The 25,178-nt window shown below is 36.1% G+C and carries 28 protein-coding genes and 1 riboswitch; of the genes, 23 read left to right on the top strand and 5 right to left on the bottom strand.

Annotation, left to right across the window (positions count from 1 at the left end; all coding sequences use genetic code 11):
• Nucleotides 1-120 precede the first annotated feature (120 nt).
• The gene (locus tag MHH69_RS17455; RefSeq protein WP_341362856.1) at nucleotides 121-1,164 is read left to right on the top strand and encodes a M14 family zinc carboxypeptidase; all 1,044 of its coding nucleotides are present in this window, start codon (nucleotides 121-123) and stop codon (nucleotides 1,162-1,164) included.
• 118 nt (nucleotides 1,165-1,282) lie between these two features.
• On the opposite strand, the gene MHH69_RS17450 is transcribed toward MHH69_RS17455, so the two are convergent.
• Nucleotides 1,283-2,851, bottom strand: coding sequence for an IS1182 family transposase (locus MHH69_RS17450; protein WP_169187918.1), 1,569 nt, complete (start codon nucleotides 2,849-2,851; stop codon nucleotides 1,283-1,285).
• Nucleotides 2,852-3,280: 429 nt separating this feature from the next.
• Between MHH69_RS17450 and MHH69_RS17445 the strand changes: the two genes are divergently transcribed.
• The 3 genes from MHH69_RS17445 (at nucleotide 3,281) to MHH69_RS17435 (ending at nucleotide 5,399) form a co-directional block, all read left to right on the top strand.
• Nucleotides 3,281-4,591, top strand: coding sequence for a M14 family zinc carboxypeptidase (locus MHH69_RS17445; RefSeq protein ID WP_341362855.1), 1,311 nt, complete (start codon nucleotides 3,281-3,283; stop codon nucleotides 4,589-4,591).
• 120 nt (nucleotides 4,592-4,711) lie between these two features.
• Nucleotides 4,712-5,209, top strand: a complete 498-nt coding sequence (locus tag MHH69_RS17440) for a GNAT family N-acetyltransferase (RefSeq protein ID WP_122973255.1) — start codon at nucleotides 4,712-4,714, stop codon at nucleotides 5,207-5,209.
• 37 nt (nucleotides 5,210-5,246) lie between these two features.
• On the top strand, nucleotides 5,247-5,399 hold the full coding sequence (locus MHH69_RS17435; RefSeq protein WP_341362854.1) for a hypothetical protein: 153 nt from the start codon (nucleotides 5,247-5,249) through the stop codon (nucleotides 5,397-5,399).
• A gap of 284 nt (nucleotides 5,400-5,683) precedes the next feature.
• Here the strand turns inward: MHH69_RS17435 and MHH69_RS17430 are convergent, their stop codons facing one another.
• Entirely contained in the window at nucleotides 5,684-6,037 is a 354-nt protein-coding gene (locus MHH69_RS17430) for a hypothetical protein (protein ID WP_341362853.1), read from the bottom strand.
• A gap of 158 nt (nucleotides 6,038-6,195) precedes the next feature.
• Here MHH69_RS17430 and MHH69_RS17425 point away from each other — a divergent pair, with 158 nt between their 5' ends.
• Nucleotides 6,196-6,339 carry a YjcZ family sporulation protein gene (locus tag MHH69_RS17425; protein ID WP_122973253.1) on the top strand — a complete coding sequence of 48 codons (144 nt, stop codon included), beginning with the start codon at nucleotides 6,196-6,198 and terminating at the stop codon, nucleotides 6,337-6,339.
• A 49-nt stretch (nucleotides 6,340-6,388) separates the two neighbouring features.
• Here the strand turns inward: MHH69_RS17425 and MHH69_RS17420 are convergent, their stop codons facing one another.
• The gene (locus tag MHH69_RS17420) at nucleotides 6,389-7,828 is read right to left on the bottom strand and encodes a bifunctional metallophosphatase/5'-nucleotidase (RefSeq protein ID WP_341362852.1); all 1,440 of its coding nucleotides are present in this window, start codon (nucleotides 7,826-7,828) and stop codon (nucleotides 6,389-6,391) included.
• A 190-nt stretch (nucleotides 7,829-8,018) separates the two neighbouring features.
• Nucleotides 8,019-8,201, top strand: a riboswitch (cobalamin riboswitch).
• Nucleotides 8,202-8,409: 208 nt separating this feature from the next.
• Here MHH69_RS17420 and MHH69_RS17415 point away from each other — a divergent pair.
• The 12 genes from MHH69_RS17415 (at nucleotide 8,410) to MHH69_RS17360 (ending at nucleotide 17,660) form a co-directional block, all read left to right on the top strand.
• The gene (locus tag MHH69_RS17415; protein WP_122973251.1) at nucleotides 8,410-8,634 is read left to right on the top strand and encodes a glutaredoxin family protein; all 225 of its coding nucleotides are present in this window, start codon (nucleotides 8,410-8,412) and stop codon (nucleotides 8,632-8,634) included.
• Nucleotides 8,631-8,990 (top strand): class Ib ribonucleoside-diphosphate reductase assembly flavoprotein NrdI, encoded by a 360-nt coding sequence (gene nrdI / locus MHH69_RS17410; RefSeq protein WP_122973250.1) that lies wholly within the window; start codon nucleotides 8,631-8,633, stop codon nucleotides 8,988-8,990. Before MHH69_RS17415 ends, nrdI begins: the two co-directional genes overlap by 4 nt.
• Nucleotides 8,987-11,080: a class 1b ribonucleoside-diphosphate reductase subunit alpha gene (gene nrdE, locus MHH69_RS17405; protein WP_122973249.1), complete on the top strand. Its 2,094-nt coding sequence runs from the start codon at nucleotides 8,987-8,989 to the stop codon at nucleotides 11,078-11,080. Before nrdI ends, nrdE begins: the two co-directional genes overlap by 4 nt.
• Complete coding sequence (nrdF, locus tag MHH69_RS17400; protein WP_122973248.1) at nucleotides 11,068-12,042, top strand: class 1b ribonucleoside-diphosphate reductase subunit beta; 975 nt, start codon at nucleotides 11,068-11,070, stop codon at nucleotides 12,040-12,042. Before nrdE ends, nrdF begins: the two co-directional genes overlap by 13 nt.
• A gap of 158 nt (nucleotides 12,043-12,200) precedes the next feature.
• Nucleotides 12,201-13,079: a quinone oxidoreductase family protein gene (locus MHH69_RS17395; RefSeq protein WP_341362851.1), complete on the top strand. Its 879-nt coding sequence runs from the start codon at nucleotides 12,201-12,203 to the stop codon at nucleotides 13,077-13,079.
• A gap of 95 nt (nucleotides 13,080-13,174) precedes the next feature.
• Nucleotides 13,175-14,143 carry a bile acid:sodium symporter family protein gene (locus MHH69_RS17390; RefSeq protein WP_341362850.1) on the top strand — a complete coding sequence of 323 codons (969 nt, stop codon included), beginning with the start codon at nucleotides 13,175-13,177 and terminating at the stop codon, nucleotides 14,141-14,143.
• 16 nt (nucleotides 14,144-14,159) lie between these two features.
• On the top strand, nucleotides 14,160-14,618 hold the full coding sequence (locus MHH69_RS17385; protein ID WP_122973245.1) for a GNAT family N-acetyltransferase: 459 nt from the start codon (nucleotides 14,160-14,162) through the stop codon (nucleotides 14,616-14,618).
• 101 nt (nucleotides 14,619-14,719) lie between these two features.
• On the top strand, nucleotides 14,720-15,892 hold the full coding sequence (locus tag MHH69_RS17380) for an MDR family MFS transporter (protein ID WP_241559371.1): 1,173 nt from the start codon (nucleotides 14,720-14,722) through the stop codon (nucleotides 15,890-15,892).
• A 21-nt stretch (nucleotides 15,893-15,913) separates the two neighbouring features.
• Nucleotides 15,914-16,438, top strand: coding sequence for a YfiT family bacillithiol transferase (locus MHH69_RS17375; protein ID WP_122973244.1), 525 nt, complete (start codon nucleotides 15,914-15,916; stop codon nucleotides 16,436-16,438).
• A gap of 155 nt (nucleotides 16,439-16,593) precedes the next feature.
• Nucleotides 16,594-16,827: a hypothetical protein gene (locus MHH69_RS17370; protein ID WP_341362849.1), complete on the top strand. Its 234-nt coding sequence runs from the start codon at nucleotides 16,594-16,596 to the stop codon at nucleotides 16,825-16,827.
• A gap of 87 nt (nucleotides 16,828-16,914) precedes the next feature.
• Nucleotides 16,915-17,337, top strand: a complete 423-nt coding sequence (locus tag MHH69_RS17365; protein WP_341362848.1) for an SRPBCC family protein — start codon at nucleotides 16,915-16,917, stop codon at nucleotides 17,335-17,337.
• Nucleotides 17,337-17,660 (top strand): ArsR/SmtB family transcription factor, encoded by a 324-nt coding sequence (locus MHH69_RS17360; RefSeq protein ID WP_341362847.1) that lies wholly within the window; start codon nucleotides 17,337-17,339, stop codon nucleotides 17,658-17,660. The genes MHH69_RS17365 and MHH69_RS17360 overlap by 1 nt, the downstream gene beginning before the upstream one ends.
• A gap of 112 nt (nucleotides 17,661-17,772) precedes the next feature.
• Here the strand turns inward: MHH69_RS17360 and MHH69_RS17355 are convergent, their stop codons facing one another.
• Nucleotides 17,773-18,024: a hypothetical protein gene (locus MHH69_RS17355; RefSeq protein ID WP_122973240.1), complete on the bottom strand. Its 252-nt coding sequence runs from the start codon at nucleotides 18,022-18,024 to the stop codon at nucleotides 17,773-17,775.
• Between the two features lie 106 nt (nucleotides 18,025-18,130).
• Here MHH69_RS17355 and MHH69_RS17350 point away from each other — a divergent pair, with 106 nt between their 5' ends.
• From MHH69_RS17350 to MHH69_RS17330, 5 genes are all read left to right on the top strand, one after another.
• A complete protein-coding gene (locus MHH69_RS17350; RefSeq protein WP_341362846.1) occupies nucleotides 18,131-18,967 on the top strand; it encodes a DUF2268 domain-containing protein in 837 nt (278 codons plus the stop codon).
• A gap of 382 nt (nucleotides 18,968-19,349) precedes the next feature.
• Nucleotides 19,350-20,507: a betaine/proline/choline family ABC transporter ATP-binding protein gene (locus tag MHH69_RS17345; protein WP_122973238.1), complete on the top strand. Its 1,158-nt coding sequence runs from the start codon at nucleotides 19,350-19,352 to the stop codon at nucleotides 20,505-20,507.
• Entirely contained in the window at nucleotides 20,504-21,151 is a 648-nt protein-coding gene (locus MHH69_RS17340) for an ABC transporter permease (protein ID WP_122973237.1), read from the top strand. Before MHH69_RS17345 ends, MHH69_RS17340 begins: the two co-directional genes overlap by 4 nt.
• Nucleotides 21,148-22,062 (top strand): osmoprotectant ABC transporter substrate-binding protein, encoded by a 915-nt coding sequence (locus MHH69_RS17335; protein WP_341362845.1) that lies wholly within the window; start codon nucleotides 21,148-21,150, stop codon nucleotides 22,060-22,062. Before MHH69_RS17340 ends, MHH69_RS17335 begins: the two co-directional genes overlap by 4 nt.
• A gap of 17 nt (nucleotides 22,063-22,079) precedes the next feature.
• Nucleotides 22,080-22,751 (top strand): ABC transporter permease, encoded by a 672-nt coding sequence (locus MHH69_RS17330; protein ID WP_174232707.1) that lies wholly within the window; start codon nucleotides 22,080-22,082, stop codon nucleotides 22,749-22,751.
• A gap of 49 nt (nucleotides 22,752-22,800) precedes the next feature.
• On the opposite strand, the gene MHH69_RS17325 is transcribed toward MHH69_RS17330, so the two are convergent.
• Nucleotides 22,801-23,655 (bottom strand): manganese catalase family protein, encoded by an 855-nt coding sequence (locus tag MHH69_RS17325; RefSeq protein ID WP_122973234.1) that lies wholly within the window; start codon nucleotides 23,653-23,655, stop codon nucleotides 22,801-22,803.
• 189 nt (nucleotides 23,656-23,844) lie between these two features.
• Here MHH69_RS17325 and MHH69_RS17320 point away from each other — a divergent pair, with 189 nt between their 5' ends.
• Nucleotides 23,845-25,176: a hydroxysqualene dehydroxylase gene (locus MHH69_RS17320; protein ID WP_122973233.1), complete on the top strand. Its 1,332-nt coding sequence runs from the start codon at nucleotides 23,845-23,847 to the stop codon at nucleotides 25,174-25,176.
• Nucleotides 25,177-25,178 lie beyond the last annotated feature (2 nt).

The raw sequence follows: 25,178 nt of genomic DNA, 5'->3' as shown, positions 1-25,178 counted from the left end.
GGGACTATATTTAGTAATAAATAATGATAGTTTTCCTCTATATACATTCAAAGTAATGATAGATTATATTAATTTATGAATAATATAAATATTCAGACTTTTGAATGTGGAGGGGTTAAGATGAAAAAGAAATTGTTTGCACTATCGTTAACGGGAATGATGACATTAGGAGCTGTTGCACCATCTGCGTTGCCTGTTTATGCTGTCGGTGAAGGACCAAACTATAATGGAAACGAATCGATTCAAACTTCTAATCTATATACTTACGAAGAAATGGTAAAATACTTGAAAACCCAAGATGCAAAACAAGAAGCAATGGAGCTTGAAGTTATTGGTCAAACAGTGAAAAATAGAGATATTTATTTAGCAAAATATATGACTGACCCAAGCAATCCAACTGTACTATTTTTAACTCAACAGCACGGAAATGAACAATTAACAACTGAAGGTGCTTTAGAGTTTATTAAGCATCTTGGTACAAATAAAACAAAGGGTGTTCTTGAAAATGTAAATGTTCTTATTGTACCGATGTTAAATGCGGATGGTGCAATGGGTGATGTAAACTTTTCCCTTGAAGATTACGTGGCAGATGGCGGACGTCATTTAACACGTTATAATGCAGTGGGGACTGACTTGAATCGAGATCATGTTGATAAATTACAACCTGAAACACAAGCACTACACGAAAATGTGCTACAGAAGTATGATATTGATTATATGATCGACCTTCATCATCAAGGTACTGAATATGAACGAGATGGAGAATTAGTATCTGGTTCAATGCTCTATCCGACAAACGCGAATGTAAAACCAGAAGTGTTAGAGAAATCCAAAAAACTAGGTGCAGTCGTATTCAACGCTGTTGATTCAACGGGTTGGGGTCATATTGGCAAATATAATGGTGGTAGCGGCGAAAATATTGGCCGTAACGGTGCAGCGGTCCAATATGATATAGCGACGCTGTTATTTGAAATGCGCGGAATGTCTGACCATGAGGATCCTTCACGAGTAATCGGTCAAAAAAGTAATGGTTATTTAATTAAACAAACGGTCACGACGTTGGATGCCACTGTTAGAGCGATCGCAGACGGTTCAATTGAAAATGCAGATATTAGTTTCTGGGATACATTAGATACACAAACTCAACGACCTTCTGAAGAGTAATTGTGAATTGAATAAGCGAAGAGGCTGGGACATAACTAGCTTCAAATAGTGAGAAAGGTGAATTTGAGGAAACTCAAATTCACCTTTCTCTATTTTGGTGTGTAAATTCTTTTTTTCTTTAGTTAATGGCCGTGAATTTTCTTAAATTCACAGCCATTAACGCGAGGCCCATTTCGTTTTCTACCTTCGATTTTCCTCGTACAGAAAATCGAGTGAAACGCAAATTAGCCTTCAAGAATCCAAAAACTGGTTCCACATCGATTTTGCGTCTTCGATAAATGGCACTTGTTTTCTCTTCTGAAAGCTTTGCTCTTACATATTCTTTTTGCTGTTCCCATTTTTCATTTACCATTAATTTTCGATTGTTGCCTTCTTTAGCTTTGGTACACGATGAACGGAATGGGCATCCCGAACAGTCTTCACACTCGTAAATTTTGAGCTTCCGTTGGAAGCCTGTGTGGTCATTACGGACAGAATAATATTGAAATTCAAGACGTTTTTGATTAGGACATGTATATGTATCGGTTTCTTCATCATACGTCCAGTTATCGGGATTAAATATGTTTTGTTTATACTTTTTCTTTTGTTCTTTCAAATACATACTATACGTAATAAGTGCTTCTCGTTTTCTATTCGAAAGGATATCATGAAAGTTTTGTTCACTACCGTAACCTGCATCTGCAACAATGTGTTTTGGTAACTCAAAATAATGCTGCTCAATCTCATCTAGAAATGGAATTAACGTACGTGTATCTGTTGGATTTGTATATATACTATAGGCAAGCGTATATTGACCTTCCGTTGCGATTTGTACATTATATCCAGCTTTTAATTGTCCGTTTTGCATATAATCATCTTTCATTCGCATAAACGTCGCATCTGAATCTGTCTTAGAATAGCTATTGCGTGTACCAAAGATTTCAAAGTCTCTTTCGTATTTTTGTTTACGTAGGACAAAATCAATCAACTGCTTGCGTAATTGTTTCGGGTATTTACGTTTATTTCTTAAGGCTTTTCGTTCTAGAACATCTGATGATGTTTCAATTTGTTTATCATATTCAGTTACGACATCGTCCACTTTTTGAACTAATTGAGCGAGTTCTTCCAATGATAACTGTTTATCGCTTTCACGTTGAATTTCAGGTATGATTTCACTCTCTAGTAGCTCATTGTATAGCTGGTTTGACTTTTCAATTAAATTTTGGTGATATTTTTCAATGGTTTTCTTCCAAACAAACGTAAATTTATTCGCATTTGCTTCAATTTTTGTACCATCGATAAAAATCGCTTCTTGATCAATAAGCTTTTCTTCAATCAATTGGCAACGGAATTGAACGAAACATTGACGAATTAAATCTTTCACTTCTGGTTGAATACGGAATCGGTTGATTGTACGGTAGCTTGGTTCATATCCTTGGGCTAGCCACATCATTCGGATACTGTCTTTTAATAGGGCTTCAATTTTCCGTCCTGAGAAGATAGATTGTGTATAGGCACATAAGATAATTTTAAGCATCATACGTGGATGATAGGCAGGACACCCCTCATTTCGTAGAAATGGTTCGAACGCTTCATGAGGGATACTTTCAACTAGATGATGGATATGGAAAGCAATATCATTATTTTGTAATTTTACTTCTAAATCTAAAGGCAAAACGAGTTGATTCATGTTATAATCTTTAAACATAAGGATCCTTCTTTCTGTATAATTTTGTTGTGGTGACTTAATTTTATCAGAAGTGGTCCTTATTTTTTATTTAAAATAATCAAAGCCGGTGAAATTTTACTTATCGTAAAATTTCACCGGCTTTTCATTTCAGAGGTGGGTTTTGTCCCAGCCTCTTCTTTTTTATGTTAGAAGGTTTATCAATAAGAACATAGTGAGACCTTTTTTCTAGCCAACGTTCCATTTTACCTACGGAAAGAAGGAATATTCTAAATTATCTCTTGTCTACTAGTCTTGTAATCCTTAATAATTGAAAAATAACACTAATAAAGACTTAATTTTCTGAAAAGATAAAATATTCTGTTTTGTTTTCTTTTCCAATCATGTACAATCTATTTCGAGCCCCAAAATAAATTGTAGATTGGGACAAGTATACTTAGGAGGGATTTTATGAAAAAGAAGTTTTCAAAAGTAATTTTACCAACAGCGTTGGCACTAACTGTAAGTGTATCATCTGCTGCCTACGCAAATCCGCAATCAACACCGAACGGACCTTACATTGAAGACAACCAGAATATTTCTCTATCAAGTTATATGTCAAATGCAGAATTAGCAACTAAATTACAAAAGCTCGAAGCTTCTTCCAATGGGAAGATGAAGCTGGAAGTTGCTGGCTATTCCAACCTTGCTCCCGATGGTTATCAAACCGAAGCGGACAAAGGGGAACCAATTTATGTAGCAAAATTTGGGGATAATGATCCAAATAAAAAACGTATATTAATTACCGCTCAGATTCATGGGAATGAGCAAATTGGAGCTGAAGCGGCTATTGATATTATTCAAAAGCTTTCTTCCAACGGGAAGGAAGTTGAAGAAATTTTAGAAAACGTGTCCATCTGGATTATGCCTCGTATTAACCCAGAAGGAGCGGATAATCAATATGAAGGTAAGTGGTATCCAACTCGTTATACCCATCAAACATGGTTGCCTGAAAATATCGGTCTTCCAGCAGATACGGTTGCTCCGTGGTACTATAATAGCGATGGTAGCGAAAGAGCTCAAAATAATGAAGGACGTGTCGTTTATGGTATTCCTGGATATGACCAAAACCGGGACTACAATCCAAATTTAGATTTTAGAGTAGAGAACCAAGACCTTAGCGAGGTTGCTTCGTTCTTAAACTCCCAATCTACAAATAACAGCAAATACGGTGGTTTCTATGTTACAGCAGAGGCACGTACTGTTACAAGTGTGTTTAAAGAGTTCCAACCGGATGTGTATGTAGATGTACATCACCGTGGTTTCAATACAGTATCTGATGAGGATAATCGTTCAGTACCTGTCCAATTCGCTGCAGTTGTTGCTGATCCATATAAAGATCCATTCACTGGTGAACAATATGAAGTAGATGAAGATGTTCTGACGCTAGCTAAACAGGTTAATGCACTATCTGCATTAACATTGCAAAAAGGGCAATCCCATTTCGGTGCTGTTCAGAAATATCCTGATGTAAACTTACCAGGTACAGCTCTAGGAGCATTTGCATTAAATGATACTTCAATTATGTTAATTGAAATTAAAGGTCAAAGCCAAACATTAGGACAAAAGCAGGCCGGTATGCTGAAAGAAACGGTTACTCAACCACTCTTTGCAGTTTTCCAAGGACTTGCTGATGGATCTATTTATGAAGTTGATACGCAAGTTTATGATGATATTCCAGAGGCTTCAAATTCAATTAGTGATCCAACATCAAGAAACTAAAAAATGGTTCTATGAAGAGGGTGGCAGTATTGCTATCCTCTTTTTTAACGAATTAAAGGGTTGCATCATTCCATCATGGATAAAATTACTTCCGACGTAAATAAGAAGGAGCCGATAACTATGGTTAAAGTAAGGAAAGGGATGGGTAGTGACGCAGAACAGGTCATTACAGTCATGAAAAATGCAGAGGATTCGGGATTTATGTTATTTTCTCCGGGAGAAAGAAAAATAACTATTGATGGTTTAGCAAAACTGATGGACTCCCTAAATAATAGTCTCAAATCAAGTTTGTTTGTAGCAGTAGATAACAATCGAATTTTAGGTTACATCATTGTTCAAAATGATAAGCCATCACGCGTCGCCCATAGAGCATATTTAGTTATTGGTGTACATAGTGAAAGTCGGGGTAAAGGGGTTGGAACAGCCCTTTTTCATCACGTATTAGAATGGGCAAAGGAAGTGAAGCTTCATCGATTAGAATTAACGGTCATATCAACAAATGACGTGGCAATCAACTTATATAAGAAAATGGGATTTGAAGTGGAAGGGGTAAAGAAGCATTCCTTATTGATAGATGATGAATATGTGGATGAGTATTATATGTCGATTTTAATATAAATCTATGAAGAATTTGGCTGAAAGGAGTAGAGTTGTTTTGAAAAACGAAAATATCCTAACATCTTTAATAATAATTCGACCTATTAAAATAGAGGATTATCAATTTATTTTAAGTTGGAGTAAAGATATTTACTTTTGTTTAGCAAATGGTTGGGAGAACAATCGAATTGCAGAACAGCTCTATTCATGATGGGTTCAATGTGTAAATAATCCGCCAAAAAATTTTATTCGTAAGGGTATCGAGTTTCAAAATACGTTTATCGGATATGTAGATTTAGCATGTATGAAAGGAAATACAGCTGAATTGGGCATTGCAATTGGTGATAGTACACTTTGGGGAACAGAAAGTAGATTAATACAATAGAGACTAAGAAAATAATATTTAAGTTAAATGAACCTTTAACCCTGCATTGACTGCCCAAATATGATGTTCATGAAAAAGAAGTGTTCCCACTTTATCGATATCAATCCAATTCATAAGATGATCCTTTTCAGTAGGCTCTTGTTTTTTGTCCAAAAGGTGGGCCAAATAAAAATAGCCGTTACTAAGTAGGGGTTCCTTTTTACTATAATTTCGCCTTTAGGGTTGAACATCGTTGTCACGATATAATTTCTTTCTAAAGGAAATTGCTGTAACCACATGTAGCCTCTATCTGCGATACAGACATTTTCTCCATTTAAGCTTACTGTTAATGGTTCAGTTACTTCCAAAATATGTATTAAAGTGATGTGTCCTTTAAATTTTTTTGAGTCGACAAAAGCCTGTGCACATTCTTTTTTTACTACACGTTTCCAATCTAAACGATTTCCGTATTTTCTTTTTAGCATTTGCGCCCCCTATAGAAACAAGTATTTCTACAATATTACCATTTACTGGATGTTTGTAGTGAGAAAATTAAAAAAAGATTCGGACCAATACATCCGTCTAGTTCCAACTAAAAGCATTACATATGATGTATTGAAATGAATTTGAGGAGGTGTTCGATTTGGGTAAAAACGTTGGTGGTGAATACGGTTATGGCGGTAACGACTATGGTAATGGCTCAGGCTTTGCATTACTAGTCGTTTTATTCATCCTTTTAATTATTGTTGGTGCTTACTTCTGGAACGGTGGCTACGGTGGCTACTAATTAACCAGTAATCATCCAGGCCCTCCAAATATTGGAGGGCTTTTCCTATTTAATCAATTACTTTAAATGAACCGTGATGAGGTACATCAATAGGCATAAAGTTTTTTAAATAACCTTTTAGTAGGAAGAAAACGGTATAAGCTGTTTCATAAAGAATTTCCCGATTCTTTAATAATGGGAAATCATAGCCAGTTAATCGATAACTGTTGAGAACAACTTCATAGGTTGACTCGTCTTTTAATGGCTCTCCTTTAAACGTAATATTCTTTACACGTTTTCCAACGGGATTCCTTATGTCAATCGTATAAGAGAGTCCGCCCCAAAAATCATATTGATAAGGTTGGGGTGTTTTTGGGTATACATTTGTACGAAAGTCAATTTTTCCCTCGTTATTCAATGCGAAAACAGCTGCACTACTTTCCATTAATTGTTTAATTTCAAATCCGAATAAGGAAATGACTTTTAGGGTATGTTCCCTCGTATTGAATACGATATCTCGGTTCGTAATGCTTCCTTTAAATCCTCCCTTTTCAAGGAAAGCGAGGTCGCATACAGAAATTTGTGCGCCTGTTGCTTTGATCTGCATGTCGTGAAGAAGCTGTATATAAGGGTGACTTGTTAACCTAGCCTTTAATAACCCTTCGTATGTATAATCCTTTTCTATATAGGTAATTTCCTCATCTAACCACCTTTCAACTTCTGAAGGATAAGAAGTATGGTCAGTTTTTAATGGATGAAATTTACCACTACTTTGTTTCGTTTCGCCATAAAAATTTACTTGAATCTCTATAAAGCCTTTTCCGTGGGAAGCAGGCTGGACTGTTAATGTTTGTTGAATTCTCTTATTGAAATATAAATGTTGATGTCCTGTTATAAGGAGGTCGATATCTTCCGTTAACTCTAAAATTTCATTTGCCTCGTTTTCACCTATTCGTTCTTGAAATATAGCTCCTGTTAAAGGGTCTTCGGAGAAACCACCATGATAGGCGACGATTAAATAATCGGGTTTTTCATAAGTCTTTACAAAAGTAACCCAATGTTGAATAGACTTAAGAGCGGATTGGAAAGAAAGATCGGTTAAATAGCCGTGTTCATCCCATAATGGGGTGAAATGAGTTGTAGCGCCGATGACAATAAATTTTCTTCCACGAATGATTTTCGTATAATAAGGTTTGGAAAAGTCTCCAATATTGCAGCTAATCCAAGGAAATCGAAATTGGGAGTGTAATTTTTTAATATTGGGCAAATGGTCGTTAAACTCATGGTTACCGTAAACGGCCACATCATACAATTCGTTTGCAAGGGTAATCATAGGGTGATTTTCATTGTTACTTATATGCTTGTAATAAAAAGAAGCTGGGCTACCATCTAAAAAGTCACCATTATCGATGACTAAGTCAGCCTTAAGACTTTTCATTTGATGAAATAATTGCTCAAACCGATCCAATCTACCATGTAAGTCACTCGTAATTAAAATCGTGATCGCCATAAACCTCACCCCTATATCTTTTTTATAGCATAATTTGAATGAGCGTTCAGCAAATCTTTTTTAATTTTTTTTTATGAAAAACAAAGGCGAATAGAGGGTTTGAAAGGTGACGAATTGGAAAAGCAGATTTTATTCATTTACATAATCCTGGGGAGTATGCTAAACTAATTCCAGAAGATAAAAACTATATATTGTGTTCATTTTTATTAGGTACTACTATATGTAGTTTAAAAGGGAAGTTCGGTCATGACGCCGACGCTGTCCCCGCAACTGTGAAGCTGACGAGGATTTTGAATACCACTGTGCAAATGCATGGGAAGGAAATCGGAGAATGAGGCTAAGCCAGGAGACCTGCCTATAAAAATGCGATGACATTTCTTCGGGGATTGAGAAATGGAGACGTTACCATTTTTCAATTTTTACGAACGTTTCCATAAAGGCTATTTCTTTTCGAAGAGATAGCCTTTTATTATTTTAACATTCTAACTACATATTGTTATAGCTGATTGAGGCAAGATATAAAACTTTGTCTAAAATCAGTAACAAAATATAGATTTAATAGATTAAGAAAGAGGGATTATATGAAACTATTTACGAAAACAATTTGCCCAAAATGTATGTGGGTAAAAACAGAAATACAACAAGCGGGACTTGAAGTAGAAATTATTAATATTGATCATAATGAAACTGAAAAACAACGGTTAATAGATGCAGGCTTTTTAACAGTGCCCGTTTTAGAACATGAAGGGAAGTTTATTGGGGATGTAAATGAAATTATCTCCCACATCGAGTTGGTTCATCAATGATTGCATATGCAAGTCGCACAGGAAACGTAAGATATATCGTTTCCAAAATAGAAGCAGAGTCTATTGAAATTCAAGAGGATTTACAAATAGACGAGCCCTATTTATTAGTTACTTATACAGATGGCTTTGGTGATATTCCAATGAAGGTATCACGATTTTTAGAACAAAATGAAGCCCATTGTAAAGGGGTAGTGGTAAGTGGTAATAGCAATTTTGGACCAAGTAACTTTGGTGGTGCCGGGGACAAAATAGCTGCCAAATATCAAATTCCTTTAGTCCGTAAATTAGATTTACGAGGTTACCAAGCAGATTATGAAGCAATTCAACAGTTTTATGAAACGAGGGTACTTGTATGAAGACATATTTAAAGTTAAATAATGATGTGTTAAATCGTTACAGCTCTACAGGACAATTGGAATTAGAAAAGGATCGTGAGGCGACACGCCGATACTTTTTAGAGTATGTAAATGTTCGGTTACGTTATTTTATCGACGTGGAAGAAAAGATTCGTTACTTAGTAGATGAAGGTTACTATGAGAGAGAATTTATCGAGCTGTATGATATGGATTTTATTAAAAAATTGTATAAAAAGGCTTACGATTACAACTTCCGCTTTCCATCGTTTATGAGTGCGAGCAAGTTTTATGATAGCTATGCATTAAAAAGCCGTGACGGAGAAGAAATTCTAGAAAAATATGAAGATCGTATTGTGATTATTGCTTTGTATTTAGCACAAGGTGATAGAACCCTTGCTGAACGAGCGGTGGAAGCGATGATGGAAGCTTACCAACCTGCTACTCCAACAGCATTGAACAGTGGGAAAAGAGCCCGTGGGGAACTAGTAAGTTGCTTTAAATTATCGATGGATGACTCGATGAATAGTATTGCTGAAAATATTGGGTATTGTTTAGAGCTATCCCGTTTAGGTGGAGGCGTCGGTGTTAACTTAACGGATTTACGTCCCCTGGGTGATCCAATTAAAGGCATATTAAACCGTGCGAGTGGCGTTATTCCAGTGGCCAAGCTGTTAGAAAATGCATTTAGTTATTCCAATCAACTCGGACAACGCAATGGTTCTGGGGTTGTATACTTGAATATTTTCCATGGTGATATAGAAAACTTCATTTCATCGAAGAAGCCAAATGCTGACGATAAAATACGATTAGCAACTCTTTCAACGGGTATTATTATTCCAAGCATTTTCTTTGAATTAATGAAACGGGATAAAGATATAGTATTATTTAGCCCATATGATATTTATAAAGAATATGGGAAACGCATGTCGGAAATATCTATCTCCGAAATGTATTATGAATTACTAGATAACCCAAATATCAGAAAAATTAAACGATTGAATGCCCGTAGACTTTATACAGAAGTGAAAAAAGCCCAATTTGAATCGGGTTATCCTTTTGAAATTTTTGATGACAATGTAAATGATGTTCATCCATTGAAAAATATTGGACGAGTTAAAATGTCTAATCTTTGTACGGAAATACTTCAAGTACAAGAGACAAGCGTCATTACAGACCAAGGAGAGCCGAATGAATACGGCTTAGATGTTTCCTGTAATTTAGGATCCATCGATATCCATGCAGCAAGTAAGACGGATGATTTTGGACAATTAGTTGATACAGCAATGCGTTTACTTACGAATGTGTCACAGATGACATATATTCAAAATGTGCCGTCTATCGCAAAAGCGAACAAAATTATGCATTCTGTAGGGCTTGGAGCAATGAATTTACACGGCCATTTAGTGACTCAAGGAATTCTTTATGGTTCAAAGGATTCGGTTGACTTTATCGATTGTTTTATGGAAGCAATGAATTACTATTCTTTAAAAACATCTATGGAAATTGCAAAAGAACGTGGAGAAACGTTCCATCGATTTGAAGAGAGTGAATATGCATCAGGTGCTTACTTTAAACAATATGTGGAGAAGGAAGAAAAAGAACTTTCTCCGGTAGTATTAAATGCCCTTGGTAAAGTGCCTATTATTACAAAACAAATGTGGCAAAAACTAAAAGAAGAAGTGATGGAACACGGCTTGTTCCATTCCTATCGATTAGCTATCGCACCAACAGGAAGCATCTCTTATATTCGGAGCTGCACAGCATCTATTGCACCTTGTACTGAAAGAGTGGAGGTTCGGGATTACGCTGACAGTCGTACTATTTACCCGATGCCCCATTTAAACAATGATAATGCTCACCTTTACGTGGAAGCATATGATGTGAATGCCTATGATTTAATCGATTTATATGCAGCTGCCCAAAAACATGTCGATCAAGGGATTTCTATGACTCTTTATGTAACAGATGCTTGGACAACGGAGCAACTAGCGAAAATTTATATTTACGCATGGTCGCGCGGAATTAAATCGGTTTACTATGTCCGTCAACGCCTACAAACATTAGAGGAGTGTGTCGCATGTCAAATTTAGTTTATGAGGCAGTCAATTGGAATAAACCGACGAGTGAATTAGCACAAATTTTTTGGGATCAGCAATGGAAGCAAATTTGGTTTCCAGAAGAAATAGCTGTGAGTAAAGATATCAAACAATGGCAAAGTTTCGAGCATCAAGAAACGTATAAGAAGGTATTTGCAGGGCTTACGCTACTGGATACGGTGCAAACGAATATTGGGATGAATCAAATCGCCACTTATGCAACGGATTTACAAGAAAAAGCGGTATTTACTGTGTTTGGTGCCTTTGAAGCGATTCATGCTAAATCCTACTCTTATATTTTCACAACCCTTTGTACGAATTCAGAAATTGATGAGTTATTTGAGTGGGTAAAAAAGAATGAATATCTTCAATATAAAGCAAGTAAAATTAGCGACATTTATAATAGCATAGAAGAGGGTAACTCCGAATCTTTATGGAAAGCGATGTTCTCTTCCGTTATGCTTGAATCTTTCCTATTTTACTCTGGATTTTTCTATCCGTTATATCTAGGTGGACAAGGGATTCTACGCAACTCGGCAGAAGTAATATCTTTAATTTTACGTGACGAATCAATCCATGGGGTTGCAGTTGGCTTCTTCGCCCAAAATTTATTTAAACAATTTTCTGCTGAAAAACAGGATGAATTAAAGGTTTGGGGATATGAGTTACTGCTAGATTTATATCATAATGAAATGGCTTATACAGATGATGTATATGCAGAAACGGGATTATCGCCTGAAGTTAAGTCATATGTTCGATATAACGCCAACAAAGCGCTTATGAACGTTGGTTTTGATCCAATGTTCCCGGAAGAAGAAGTGAATCCTATCGTTATGAACGGTATTCGTAATGAAGGGTCAACATATGACTTCTTCTCGCAAAAGGGTTCAACTTATGCGAAAGCGAAAGTAGCCCCAATTACAGATGATACTTTCAATTTTGGTGATAGAAAGTAAGTTAAATAATGACTCGAAGAATCAGAAAGGGTTCTTATAGATAAGGGTTTACTAGACAGCTTGCATGGAAAATGCAAGCTGTTTTTACTTTTTACTTAATGTATAATTGTGGTAATTGTAATGGGGGAAATCGTAAGTATTTATTGTAAAAAGGGGAAGTGCTAATAAAAATTGCGTATACGAGTGTCAATTATGCAGATATAAAAAAACGTGTAGGGAATAAGGGAAAAGGGAAGTTTCCGATGATGTTAGGACTCGATTGTGCTGGAGTGATTGAAGAAGTGGCTGGAGATGCCTCCTTTTCTAAAGGAGATCGGGTCATCGCCTTTCCAAAGTCAGGGACTTATGCGGAATATGTTATAGCCAATGAGGAACTTGTTTATAAAATTCCAGACAGCCTTTCCTTTGAACAGGCAGCAGCTATGCCAACCGTTTCGATATTATCTTATATATTATTACATGAAATCGGTCAGGTGAAGGCAACCGATACAATTGTTATCCATAGCGGGGCAGGGGGAGTTGGCTCGATGTTAATTCAACTTGCCAAATTAGCACGAGTCTCAAAAATTATCGCTACAGTAGGGGATATTAGAAAAAAAGATTATTGTATAAATTTAGGTGCGGACATAGTTTGTACATACGAAACATTTACCGATGAAGTTTTATCTTTAACAAATCAACAGGGGGCAAATATAATATTCGACTCAATGGCAGGGGAAGTAACAACAAAAAGCATGGAGTGTTTAGCTTTATATGGCACCCTTGTTCAATTTGGAAATAGTAGCGGCAAGGCTGGTATTTTTCAAACGAGTGATGTGCATAGGAGTTGCCGGAATGTGAAAGGATTTAGTTTAGGCACAACAAGACAATATGACCCAAAGCGTTTAAAACCTGTAGCGGAAAAAGTAATCGACCTATTTGGAAAGGGAGAAATTGAACTACCAATTGCAAAAATTTTTCCATTAGAAAGGGCGCAAGAGGCCCATCTCTTCATGGAAGGTCGTCAGTATGAGGGGAAAATATTAATTAAGATATAAAGTGGCTCGTCTTCTTCAAAAAATAGTCCCCTTTATTAGGGAGAGGAGTGACAATGGTAAGTATAAGATTTTAAGAGGAAGAAGGCTTATATTCAATGTTAGCAACTATCAATAAACACCTCCAAAAATTAATGCCGATCTTAACACCACTTAGTTTAGTAATCGGTGTTTTACTTGAGGATGTAGGTGGGCATTTATTATTTTTAGTGCCATGGTTATTTGCCTTTATGACATTTGCCGGCAGTTTAAGTATGAATTTTGAAGGGTTACGTAGCTTTGCAAAATATCCGAAGGTCATTTTAATTACAATCGCCTTTTTACATATTCTTATGCCAATATGGGCGTATTTTGTAGCAACGTTTATTTTTAATGATCATTATTTAACAATTGGATTTGTATTATCTGTTGCAGTTCCAACTGGAATTACAAGTTTTATATGGGTAAGTATATGTAGAGGTCATCTAGCCCTCTGCTTATCGATTATTTTAATAGATACGATTCTTTCGCCTATCGTTATACCGTTATTAGTACATTTTGTAGTCGGTCAAAACATTGAAATTGATACGATGTCTATTATGCTAGATCTATTGTGGATGATTGTGATTCCATCGATTATAGCTGTTTTACTAAATGAATGGACAAAAGGGAAAATTGACAATACCGTAGGAAAAACCCTCGCTCCTTTTCAAAAGCTTAGCCTCTTTTTCATTGTCATGATTAATAGTAGTGCTATTGCTCCTTTTTTGAAAAATATTACGTGGGAGATTTTTGGAATTATCGTTGTTGTTTTACTGCTTGCCATGTCAGGCTATGTGATGTGTCTATGGTTAGGTCATTATCTCTTTAAAGATCCTGAAGTCATTTCAGCCGTTGTTTTTACAGGAGGAATGCGCAATATTGCTGTAGGTGTCGTCATTGCAAGTACATACTTTCCTGCGAAAGTAATGATGCCAGTTGTTTTTGGGATGTTATTTCAACAAATACTTGCATCCCAGTTTAGTAGAATAATTGAAAAATATAAGGTGAAGTTTTATCCGGATAACAATTTAAGTAATGACTTTTAAGAATAGGAGTGAACAAATGGGAAAGCCGAAAATTACCATCATCCCTTATAGTAGTACTTATGATACGCAGACGGTGGAAATGTGGAGAGAAAGTAAAGAGAATGCCATCGGACAAAAGGAAGGACATAGTTTTGAGGATCATGTCTATTTCCTAAATTATTTATTGCCTAAAGAGTACACAATTGAACTTGCCCTAATTGATCATCATGTTGTAGGAATGATTGCCTACAATGATCATGAAATTAGCCAGCTTTATATTCATTTAGATTATCAAGGTATAGGGATTGGTACTGCTTTACTAGCTCGAGCGAAAGAACAATCTTCTGGCAAGTTAACTTTATACACATTTGAAGTGAATAAGCAGGCACAAGCCTTTTATGAAAAACATGGGTTTCAGATTATTGGTAGAGGACATGAAAATGAAGAAGGTTTACCTGATCTTCTGTATGAATGGATATTAGATACCTCCCATTAGCGTAACCTTTTTTCAGAAGAATCTTTAAGTGATTTGATTACAAAGTCCATTGAGCAATCGATCTTTGTTTTTGCATGGAATGGACGTTTCGGGGTGGTATTTTGAAAAAGCTAAGTTATTTTCATCCATTAGTATGGAGTATTCTTTTTGGAACGGTTTTTACTCGAATAGCGAGTTTCATGACACTACCCTTTTTGGCTTTGTATTTACACCGTGAATTAAATGCATCGCCAGTAGATATTGGGGTGACCCTCGGCGTGGCCCAATTATTTGCGACCTTTGGAGGGATATTTGGTGGATATCTTACTGATAAGGTCGGAAGGAAAGTAATTATTTTATTAACCATTTTTGTATGGAGTGCTGTGTTTTTTGGTTTTGCATTATTCCATAGTGTTCCTTTGTTTATAGTACTTAGTGCGCTAAATGGTCTATGTCGTTCCTTTTTCGAACCATCCACCCAGGCTTTAATGATTGATTTTACGGAGAAAGAAAAGCGGAGAAGGTTATTTTCGGTCCGGTATACAGCTATTAACGTTGCAGGGGTCATAGGTCCCCTATTAGGCGTTTGGATTTCAAGCTTATCAAGTCCAGCTATGCCCTTTATCATTACGGGTATTATGTATGCCCTATATGGATGTGTTCTTGTTATTCTTTTAAATCATTTTAAGATGCGTCAACAGATGGCTACAGAACGGCAAAATCTATTCCAAATGTTCAAAGTGGTAGGAGCTGATACAAAGCTGCTTCTATTAATAGCAGGAGGAACGTTAATTAATCTTGGCTGGTCCCAATATGATTCCACTTTGCCTCAATTAGTGAATTTGTCTGTCGAAGATGGTGTTCAATTATTCTCAATTCTACTTGTTACAAATGCTTCTATTGTTTTATTGTTACAGTTACCAATTAGCATTTATAGTGAGAAAATTTCAATGTTGAAAAGTTTAGTCATTGGTACGTGTTTTTTCGCATTAGGTCTAATTTTGTTTAATATGGCTACCAATTGGCCATTTTTCATTGGCGCTATGGTCATTTTTACGATTGGGGAGATTTTTGCCTTTCCAATGATGAACGCCATGATCGAAGAAATCGCACCAGACACTCAAAAAGCGACTTATTTAGGGGCTTCTCAATTAAAAAATATTGGTGGCTTTATTGGTCCTGTCTTTGGCGGATGGCTTCTCATTCACTTCCCTGGCGAAATTTATTTTGTTATGGCTGTTCTTATGTTATCCAGCTTAATTTTTTATAAAAGGGCATTAGCGAAAAATAGTTAGATGAAATTGGGGGATTGGAAAATGGATGCTAAATATCCTATCGGACAGTTTACTTGTAATGAAACGATTACGCACGAGGATATACATCAATGGATTCAAGAAATTAAACTATTACCAACTAGATTGAGTGAAATGGTAAAGGGACTTACGGATGAAAAGCTTGAAAAAACATACCGACCAGGTGGATGGACTGTTCGTCAGATCGTTCACCATATCGCAGATAGCCATTTAAATTCATATACTCGATTTAAATTAGCCTTAACGGAAGACAACCCGACCATTAAACCTTATGCGGAAGAAAAATGGGCTCTCCTTGTTGATTCCCACTTACCGATTAGTGTTTCCATACAGCTTATTGAAGCTTTACACGAACGTTGGGTCTATTTATTAGAAAGTTTAACGGAAGAACAGTTAAACAGAACATTTGTACATCCAGACAATGGTGCCATTTCATTAAAGAAGAACGTTGGCATCTATGCTTGGCACGGAAACCATCATCTAGCTCATATTCAACTTGCTTTAAAAGAAGAAAGTCGATCCATTTAATGGGTCGACGTTTTTTTCTTCTAACTCCTTTATTTGGCAATAAGAACTTTGTGTTATGTAAGCTTCCTTTTTAGGATAATAGTTTATACTAATAGTGACGAATCTTTTCTTGTACTGTGACGTCATTATTAAAATGGGAAAAGGAGGTTGCTATAATGTTTAAGATTTATAGAATCGTACATATTATTTGGACAGCAATTTTTGCTTTTTACGTTTCGATACCAATCTTAGAGAGTGGAAGCTTAGAAAAAACGCTTTATGTAGATGGTTTATTCGTATTACTTTGGATTTTAGGCGTTATCTTCCTATTTATTAAGAAATTAACAAAGATCGGCTTTATATTCACTATACTGCCATTACTATATGCCATTGTCCTTTTCGTTCTTTAATAATTTGACATAACACCTTTTGGTTATATATAATCTAAGTAACACCTATGGGTTGTATATTTAAAGAGGTAAAGGAGAAATAACGGCATGACAGAGAACTTATCAGATATTACGCAAAGTATTTTAATTGAAGCACCGATTGAAAAAGTTTGGAGTTATGTTTCTACCGTTGAAGGGATTTCAAAATGGTTTATGCCACCAAATGATTTTAAATTAGAAGAAGGGTTTGAATTTACAATCCAGTCTCCCTTCGGTCCGTCGCCATGTAAAGTACTTGAAATTGAAGAACAAAAGAAAATATCGATTCAATGGGATACAGATGGATGGGTATTAACCTTCTTATTAAAAGAAGTTGGCAATGAAACTGAATTTACAGTAATCCATGGTGGTTGGAAAGAAAAAGATACATTAGTTGCAAAGGCGCAACGTCCTCAATCCGTCATTCGCGATACAATGAACAAAGGTTGGGAAGGCATTGTTCAAAAATTAAAACAGTTGGTGGAAGCTTAATGAGTCAAGCAGCTCAAAAGGTTGATGTTTTCCAGGCAATCGCGGATCCGACACGAAGAGACGTGCTCCATCTATTATCAGAAAGAAATCAATCGATTGCTGAAATTTCTTCCCACTTTAAGATTAGTCGTACGGCTGTAGTAAAACATTTAAATGTTTTAACTGAGGCTGGGTTAGTTCGAGGTGAAAAAAATGGTCGAGAAAAAATTTATTATTTGCAGTTTGAACCATTGAAGGAATTAAAAGATTGGCTAGCTTACTACGAACAATTCTGGTATAACAAATTAACAAAACTGAAGTTCGTCGCAGAAAATGAACAGTAAAGAATTAGCTACCTTAAAGGTAGCTTTTTTTATCATTTAAAGGATAAAAAAGAATCTATTTTGGAAAGAAACTTCTCAAAATAGATTCTCTTGTTATAGAAAGTACCTCAATTTACCACCAGAAAGCATTCGCTAAAACGATACCTGCAATTGCACCAATAGCAATTCCAACACCTAATCCGCTTCCGCCCCAGCCCCAGTAACCAATACCGTAGCCACCGAAACCACCTTCGGGCATAATCCATACCATATCTCGTTCTACTCGAGTAATTCTTCCGACATGTCTTCGTCCGCTTTTTTCAATAATACAAACCTTTTTGCCCTTATGGCGACAACATAGATCATATATTTGTCTAGGATGCATCCATATCCCTCCTTTTCATGTAGACTGCTAACTAATATATGATTTTTTTAAAAGTCGACACGAGTTAATAGTCTAAAACATATACTAATTTCAAAGGAGGAAATAGATGTCAGTAGTAAATTTGTTACCCGACCTTTATAAATTATGTGAAATGACTAACCAAAACCGAGACAAATTAATAGAAATTCATCGTAAAATGCTTTGTGAGCCACTCCAATTTTTCTTTCCTGAAAGGTCAACAGAGGAGATTCAGTTTGAACTTTTAACTAATGGATTGTTTGACCCTGATGAAGGGTTAGAAATTGATGAAACTGTAAAGTTCTTAGAACAACAAGGAGTATGGCAAATGCTTCAAAGGGAATTTGAAAAATTAAGAAGTTTATGGAAAGGGCCAGATGTACCGATTTATATATATCCTTTAACAAAATATAGACCAATGATTGATGGAATAGAAGCTAAAAAGAATGGTATTACCTATAATGGTGTTTTATTTTTGTTTGTGTCAACCGACTTGAAAGAAGAGGAATTAAAGGCATTGTTAGCCCATGAATATCATCATATTTGTAGACTTGCCTATTTAAATAAACGACCGGAAGAAATCGAGTTGATTGATTCATTAATTATTGAAGGCATGGCAGAAGCAGCTGTAGAAGAGCTATATGGCGAAAAGCGGCTTTCTCCATGGACGAAAAAGTATGTTATAGACGATGTGAGAATGTTGTGGGAAAAATACTTTGTTCCAGCTTTAAATTTAAAGGGAGTACAACAACATCATCCTTTTTTATATGGAGATGAGTGTCGAGGGTTACCAAAATGGGTTGGTTATAGTATTGGTTACCGTATAGTTGAGTCTTACTTGAAAAATGGAGGTCCAATTCCACAATGTTTGTTTTATCAAATGCCATCTACTGAAATAATCCAGAAATCGGATTTTAAAATATAGGTTAGACAATCTCATTCATTTTGTAAGGTGATTGAGATTGTCTTTCTTTGTTTCTTTATGGCCAGTTTAAGGTTAAAAGGTTCACTTTTGTGTCGATTTTTTCTATAAAAATACGATTTCTTCTGTCAAGTTGTCATAAGTTTTAATATTCAGATATTTTATCTTTAACTTACTTGTAGCCCATTTTTTTAAATCCTATGAAAATGCCTTAATATGAAGGGATAGCTACACAATTTTTCTGAAAATAGGGTATATTAAATGTCACATAAAATATATAAAATGTTCATTAAATTGTCACAATTATATCTTGCATTATGAATATCCCTTTAAATTGTTAGTGGAAACCATGTAACATATAGTTGAGAGGAGGAGTTTTATAGACATGTTAAAAATTGAAAACTTAACAAAAGTATATCGAGGTGGCAAAGTCGCTGTCGATCAATTAAACCTTGATATTAATCAAGGTGAATTTATTGCCTTCATTGGTACGAGTGGGAGTGGGAAAACAACCGCCCTTAGAATGATTAATAGAATGGTAGAACCTACAAGTGGGAAAATGACCTTAAATGATAAGGATATTACGAAAATGAATCCTGTTACGTTAAGGAGGAGCATCGGTTATGTAATTCAACAAATCGGATTAATGCCACATATGACAATTCGTGACAATATAACGCTTGTTCCCCACCTATTGAAATGGTCAAAAGAGAAAAAAGATGAAACAGCTCGTCGTTTAATCGAACTTGTTAATTTACCGCCTTCCTATTTAGATTTTTACCCAGCACAATTATCTGGAGGTCAACAACAACGAATTGGTGTTTTGCGTGCCCTTGCTGCAAATCAGGACATTATTTTAATGGATGAACCATTTGGTGCCCTTGACCCAATTACACGTGATACTCTTCAAGATCTTATCAAAGATATTCAGCAACGTTTAAATAAAACGGTCATTTTCGTTACCCATGATATGGACGAAGCGATTAAGCTTGCTGATCGCATTGCCATTATGCATGAAGGAAAACTAATCCAATTTGATACACCCGATAACATTTTAGCAAACCCTGCGAATGACTTTGTAAAAGAGTTTATCGGTTCCCATCGCCTCATTCAGCAAAAACCAAACATTAAAACTGTCGATGAAGTAATGATTAAACCAATTTCCATTACAATTGAAAAAAGTCTTGATGAAGCGATCCGTTTAATGGTGGAAAAACGAGTAGACACACTATTTGTAACAGATGGCGACAATCGACTACAAGGATATTTAGATGTAGAAAGCTTTACAGGTGCACGTAAAACGAAGAAAAGTGTTTCAGAATGTTATGAAAAGGACATTTTTTACGTGAAAACTGGTTCGAAATTACAAGATTCTGTTCGTAGAATTTTAAAGCGTAACTTAAAAAATATCCCTGTTGTCGATGAGGAGCACCGTTTAGTCGGTTTAGTTACACGTGCTAACATCGTTGATATCGTTTATGACACAATTTGGGGAGAAGAAGAGGAAATGGTTTCTGAGAATAAGGAGTTGATGAGTGAATGATTGCCTTTTTCACTGAAAACAGCTCTGATATTTTATTGAAAACATGGGAGCATTTTTATATATCAATGATTGCCCTATTATTAGGGGTACTTATTGCTGTTCCTATTGGCATTTTATTATCAAAAACAAAATATATTGCGAAGGTAGTTTTAAGTATTACAAGTGTACTTCAAACTGTACCATCCCTTGCTTTATTAGCCATTATGATCCCTTTATTAGGCGTTGGGAAAGTACCCGCAATCGTTGCACTATGTATCTATTCATTGTTACCAATCTTAAATAATACTTTTATTGGAATGAATTCGGTCAATGAAAATACGAAAGGTGCAGGGATTGCTATGGGGATGACGACGATGCAGTCCATTTTCCTTGTTGAACTACCATTAGCAGTTCCTGTCATTATGTCTGGAATACGTCTATCAGCGGTATATGTTATCTCTTGGGCAACATTAGCATCTTATATAGGTGCGGGTGGTCTTGGAGACTTTATCTTTAATGGATTGAATTTATATCAAACGGAGTTAATTATAGGAGGCGCGATTATTGTAACGCTATTAGCATTACTTGCGGATTTCCTATTAGGGAAATTAGAAAAATGGGTAACACCTAAAGGGTTAAAAATTGAAGGGGGTCGTACTTCATGACAAATAGACTCCTACTGACAATTGTTTTAGTTTTATCTTTAGTTATTAGTGGTTGCTCCCTTTCAGGGAATAAAAAGGACGATTCAATTAAAATTGCCTCTGTTGTTACGACGGAAGGGCAAATATTAGCTTATATGATGAAATATATGATTGAGCATTATACGGATGAAGATGTGGAACTAATCAATAATTTAGGTTCAAGTACGGTATTACACCAAGCGATGGTAAACGGTGATGCCAATATGTCATCGGTCCGCTATACAGGTACCGATTTAACCGGTGCATTACAAGGAGAACCGATTAAAGATCCAGAAAAAGCATTGGATTTTGTACAAAAGGAGTTTGCGGAACGATTTAATCAAACGTTCTTTGATTCCTATGGATTTGAAAATACGTATGCCTTTATGGTGACAAAGGAAACAGCAAAAAAATATAACTTAAAAACAGTCAGTGATTTAGCTTCTGTTGCGAGTAACTTACAAGCGGGTGTTGATACGTCTTGGATGAACCGAGAAGGGGATGGTTATAAAGCATTCGTTGAAACATATGGTTTCGATTTTGCTCGAACATACCCAATGCAAATCGGTTTAGTTTATGACGCTGTTGATTCGGGTGAATTGGATGTTGTATTAGGTTATACAACTGATGGGCGTATTGCTTCCTACGATTTAGTCGTTTTAGAAGACGACTTAAATTTCTTCCCTCCATATGATGCGAGTCCTTTTGCGGATACAGAACTATTAAATGAAAAGCCTGAGGTTAAAAAGGCAATTGAACGTTTAGTAGGGAAAATCTCTACAGAGACGATGCAAAAGCTCAATTACCAAGCGGATAATAATTTAATGGAGCCTGCTGTAGTAGCAGAACAGTTCTTAAATGAACATAATTACTTTGAAGGGGGTGATGAGTAATGCAAGATATGTCTCAAATGTCTACAACTGAACAGTTTTTTTATTACATGCAGGAAAACGGATTTTATGTGTTTAGTCAATTTTTAGACCATTTCCTTATTTCCATTTATGGGGTATTACTTGCAGCGCTCATCGGTATCCCACTTGGTATTCTTATTTCGAAATATAGTAAATTATCTGGAGTCGTTATTACCCTTGCCAATATCATTCAAACAATCCCAGCTCTCGCTTTAATGGCCATTTTAATGCTTGTATTAGGCTTAGGTAAAACAACTGTCATTGTAACGGTGTTCTTTTATTCATTACTTCCAATAATTAAAAACACTTATGTTGGAATTAAAAATATTAATAAAAGTATTACCGATGCCGGACGGGGGATGGGGATGACAAAGGCCCAAGTATTATACATGGTGGAATTGCCATTATCCTTATCCGTCATCATTACAGGTATTCGTATTGCCCTTGTAGTTGCAATTGGGATTACGGCAATTGGTGCGTTTATTGGAGCAGGTGGTTTAGGTGATATCATAATCCGCGGTACTAATGCGACAGATGGGACGGCGATTATCATTGCTGGTGCCTTACCAACGGCTTTAATGGCAATTTTATCGGACGTTTTATTAGGATTAATCGAACGAAAACTAGACCCGGTAAAACGTCAACAAAAACGAATTAATCAAGCGATGTAATTGTGTTAAAAAAGTGCTAGTCTCTTTCGTGAAGAGGCTAGCACTTTTTTTAGTTATTTAAATCCCATAAACCAGGGCTATGTTCATTTGGCATGTCCGGTAATTCTGGTACAGGATAAGGTGTAGGAGGGTCCACAACAAGTAATTCGCCACTATTACGACTTGGCGATTCCCCTTTAAAGATTTCGCCCGCTCGGTGATCATCTAATCTGAAGTTAAAAAATGCGTTATGGAAGCCCATATCAACATATTTTTGACACTCAGGATATTTTGTTATGTCGTAGTTCGGTATAGGGAATATTTTTGCCCAATCGACGCCAAGGGTTTCTAGAGCTTTAGCAAATGCATTTTGATGTGCGTTATCTCGAACGATTAAAAATGCTAATGTTTCTCTAAAGGTTTTGTTGGAGCTCATTTCATAAATTCTAGTTTTTTGAAGTACACCTGTGGACTCAAGTACGAGGTTATCAAGTAAGTCAGCGACTAAATTTCCGTGGGAATAAACATAGTTCCCCATCCAAGGGTTTCCTGCTGCATCTACTGGTAATGAGCTTTGTGCACCCATAATAAAGTGATGGGGGTTTGCATGTTTAATGACTTCATCCAATGGTGCTTGATCCGTTCCTGCATTACCTACTCCAGATTCCCCAGCACCATTTAACAATTGATTAATTGTTGTTTGGACTAACTCTACATGACTAATTTCTTCTAGAAAAATTCCGCGTATTAAATCACGATACTGCTTTGCCTTTCCACGGAAATTGGAACTTTGGAACATAAATTGCATCATCGTACGCATTTCTCCAAAGCGGCCACCTAATGTTTCTTGTAGAACTTTTGCAGCTGACGGATCTGGTTTATCTGGAACTATGATGTTAATTAAATCTTCCTTATAAAAATACATAGATTTTCCTCCCTAGAGTAAGTTTTCAATAGAAGTATTGGTTTGCCCTATTTTTTTATTCATTTTATAGGCTTTAAAAATTTTTACCGATTGGAATCGTGACTTCATGATTGTCCGCTTAAAAAAGAGGAGAAATGAGAAAACTTCATAAAGTGAGAATTCATTTTAATTAGGTAGGAATGATGCCAAGTGGAACAATTTGATGCGATTATTGTAGGTTCAGGATTAGCAGGATTAACGGCTGCAGTAGAGTTATGTGATCGAGGAAAGAGCGTGCTCGTACTTGAAAAGGAAAAGGTAATTGGCGGAAGGACATCGTCATGGGATGAAGATGGAATGCTTGTTGAATCGGGCTTTCATCGCCATATTGGCTACTATAAAGCATTGCCCTACATATTAAAAAAGGTCGGGATAAATGTGGATTCCCTTGTTCAATGGGAAGAAAACGTAGATGTTCGTATAAAAGGAAAAAGGGATGTGGCAACGTTTGGAGTATCGCCCATTTTTGGTCCCATTGATTTATTAAAAGGGGTTTTAGGAAATAATGAGATTTTATCGTTGAAAGATAAGCTTTCATTAATGCGATTTTTTATGAGTGGTTTTATTGATTATTTAAGCAAACCTCATATTCTCGATCAATGGAATGTAAGAGATTATGCTAAAAAACATCATGTAAGTGAAGATGCGTTACATTATGCTGTAATTCCCCTTAGCGCTGGCATTTTCTTTTTGCCTCCTGAAAGATATTCTGCAAAGGTTTTTTTCGGATTGTTTTTCCCTGCGATACCAAGGTTTTATCGAATGAGAATTGGTGCCTATTTAGGAGGAATGACAGAACTTTTAGCTCGGCCAATCGCCCATTATATTGAAGGGAAAAAGGGCATTATTCAAACGAATGCAAAAGTGCACAATTTAATCGTAGAGAGCACAGGGGTAAGGGGAGTTATTTTAGAGGATGGCTCACGTTACGAAGCTAAACATGTCATACTTGCTGCTGATTTAGGTGGAGCGAAGAAAATATTAAAAAAGAACTTTTCAAGTCATCCATTGTTTCAATCATTATTTCAATTACCAACGATGCCCGCTGTCACAATTCAAATGGAGTTTTTAAAGCCAGTTTTACCTTATGATCGTACAACTTTTGGTCCTCTGACATCGTTAGCTAGCTTTGCTGAGCAATCCCGTTCAACCTTTACCCATGTACCGGGAAGATTGTCCATTATATTGACACCTCCTGAAAAATTTTTAGTAATGGAGAAAGAAGAAATATTAAAGCAGGTTCAAATGGAAGCAAAGGAACTGGGGTTAGATCTAGAAACGAACTTAACGAATTATCGAATTGTAAGTAGAAGTGAGGATTTTTATAGTTTAGAGCCTAATCATGATCGTTTAAGGCCAAATCAAAGAACGGATATTAGCGGTTTAATTTTGGCTGGCGATTATACAAAACAGCCTTATTACGCAACGATGGAAGGAGCAGTTGTTTCGGGTTTGAAGGCAGCTAGTATCATTTTAAACTAATG

It is taken from the genome of Ureibacillus sp. FSL E2-3493 (assembly GCF_038077515.1).
Taxonomy (GTDB): Bacteria; Bacillota; Bacilli; order Bacillales_A; family Planococcaceae; genus Ureibacillus; species Ureibacillus halotolerans.
This window is presented reverse-complemented; position numbering and strand designations above follow the sequence as displayed.

Excerpts from the sequence above, each read along its gene's own strand:
- MHH69_RS17365 (WP_341362848.1), top strand. The coding sequence starts at position 16,915 with ATGACAGAGAACTTATCAGATATTACGCAAAGTATTTTAATTGAAGCA.
- MHH69_RS17355 (WP_122973240.1), bottom strand. The coding sequence starts at position 18,024 with ATGCATCCTAGACAAATATATGATCTATGTTGTCGCCATAAGGGCAAA.
- MHH69_RS17345 (WP_122973238.1), top strand. The coding sequence starts at position 19,350 with ATGTTAAAAATTGAAAACTTAACAAAAGTATATCGAGGTGGCAAAGTC.
- MHH69_RS17450 (WP_169187918.1), bottom strand. The coding sequence starts at position 2,851 with ATGTTTAAAGATTATAACATGAATCAACTCGTTTTGCCTTTAGATTTA.
- nrdI (WP_122973250.1), top strand. The coding sequence starts at position 8,631 with ATGATTGCATATGCAAGTCGCACAGGAAACGTAAGATATATCGTTTCC.
- MHH69_RS17440 (WP_122973255.1), top strand. The coding sequence starts at position 4,712 with ATGGTTAAAGTAAGGAAAGGGATGGGTAGTGACGCAGAACAGGTCATT.
- MHH69_RS17325 (WP_122973234.1), bottom strand. The coding sequence starts at position 23,655 with ATGTATTTTTATAAGGAAGATTTAATTAACATCATAGTTCCAGATAAA.
- MHH69_RS17415 (WP_122973251.1), top strand. The coding sequence starts at position 8,410 with ATGAAACTATTTACGAAAACAATTTGCCCAAAATGTATGTGGGTAAAA.
- MHH69_RS17430 (WP_341362853.1), bottom strand. The coding sequence starts at position 6,037 with ATGCTAAAAAGAAAATACGGAAATCGTTTAGATTGGAAACGTGTAGTA.
- nrdE (WP_122973249.1), top strand. The coding sequence starts at position 8,987 with ATGAAGACATATTTAAAGTTAAATAATGATGTGTTAAATCGTTACAGC.
- MHH69_RS17445 (WP_341362855.1), top strand. The coding sequence starts at position 3,281 with ATGAAAAAGAAGTTTTCAAAAGTAATTTTACCAACAGCGTTGGCACTA.
- MHH69_RS17335 (WP_341362845.1), top strand. The coding sequence starts at position 21,148 with ATGACAAATAGACTCCTACTGACAATTGTTTTAGTTTTATCTTTAGTT.
- MHH69_RS17370 (WP_341362849.1), top strand. The coding sequence starts at position 16,594 with ATGTTTAAGATTTATAGAATCGTACATATTATTTGGACAGCAATTTTT.
- MHH69_RS17455 (WP_341362856.1), top strand. The coding sequence starts at position 121 with ATGAAAAAGAAATTGTTTGCACTATCGTTAACGGGAATGATGACATTA.
- MHH69_RS17360 (WP_341362847.1), top strand. The coding sequence starts at position 17,337 with ATGAGTCAAGCAGCTCAAAAGGTTGATGTTTTCCAGGCAATCGCGGAT.
- MHH69_RS17420 (WP_341362852.1), bottom strand. The coding sequence starts at position 7,828 with ATGGCGATCACGATTTTAATTACGAGTGACTTACATGGTAGATTGGAT.
- MHH69_RS17340 (WP_122973237.1), top strand. The coding sequence starts at position 20,504 with ATGATTGCCTTTTTCACTGAAAACAGCTCTGATATTTTATTGAAAACA.
- MHH69_RS17375 (WP_122973244.1), top strand. The coding sequence starts at position 15,914 with ATGGATGCTAAATATCCTATCGGACAGTTTACTTGTAATGAAACGATT.
- MHH69_RS17350 (WP_341362846.1), top strand. The coding sequence starts at position 18,131 with ATGTCAGTAGTAAATTTGTTACCCGACCTTTATAAATTATGTGAAATG.
- MHH69_RS17390 (WP_341362850.1), top strand. The coding sequence starts at position 13,175 with ATGTTAGCAACTATCAATAAACACCTCCAAAAATTAATGCCGATCTTA.
- nrdF (WP_122973248.1), top strand. The coding sequence starts at position 11,068 with ATGTCAAATTTAGTTTATGAGGCAGTCAATTGGAATAAACCGACGAGT.
- MHH69_RS17385 (WP_122973245.1), top strand. The coding sequence starts at position 14,160 with ATGGGAAAGCCGAAAATTACCATCATCCCTTATAGTAGTACTTATGAT.
- MHH69_RS17330 (WP_174232707.1), top strand. The coding sequence starts at position 22,080 with ATGTCTACAACTGAACAGTTTTTTTATTACATGCAGGAAAACGGATTT.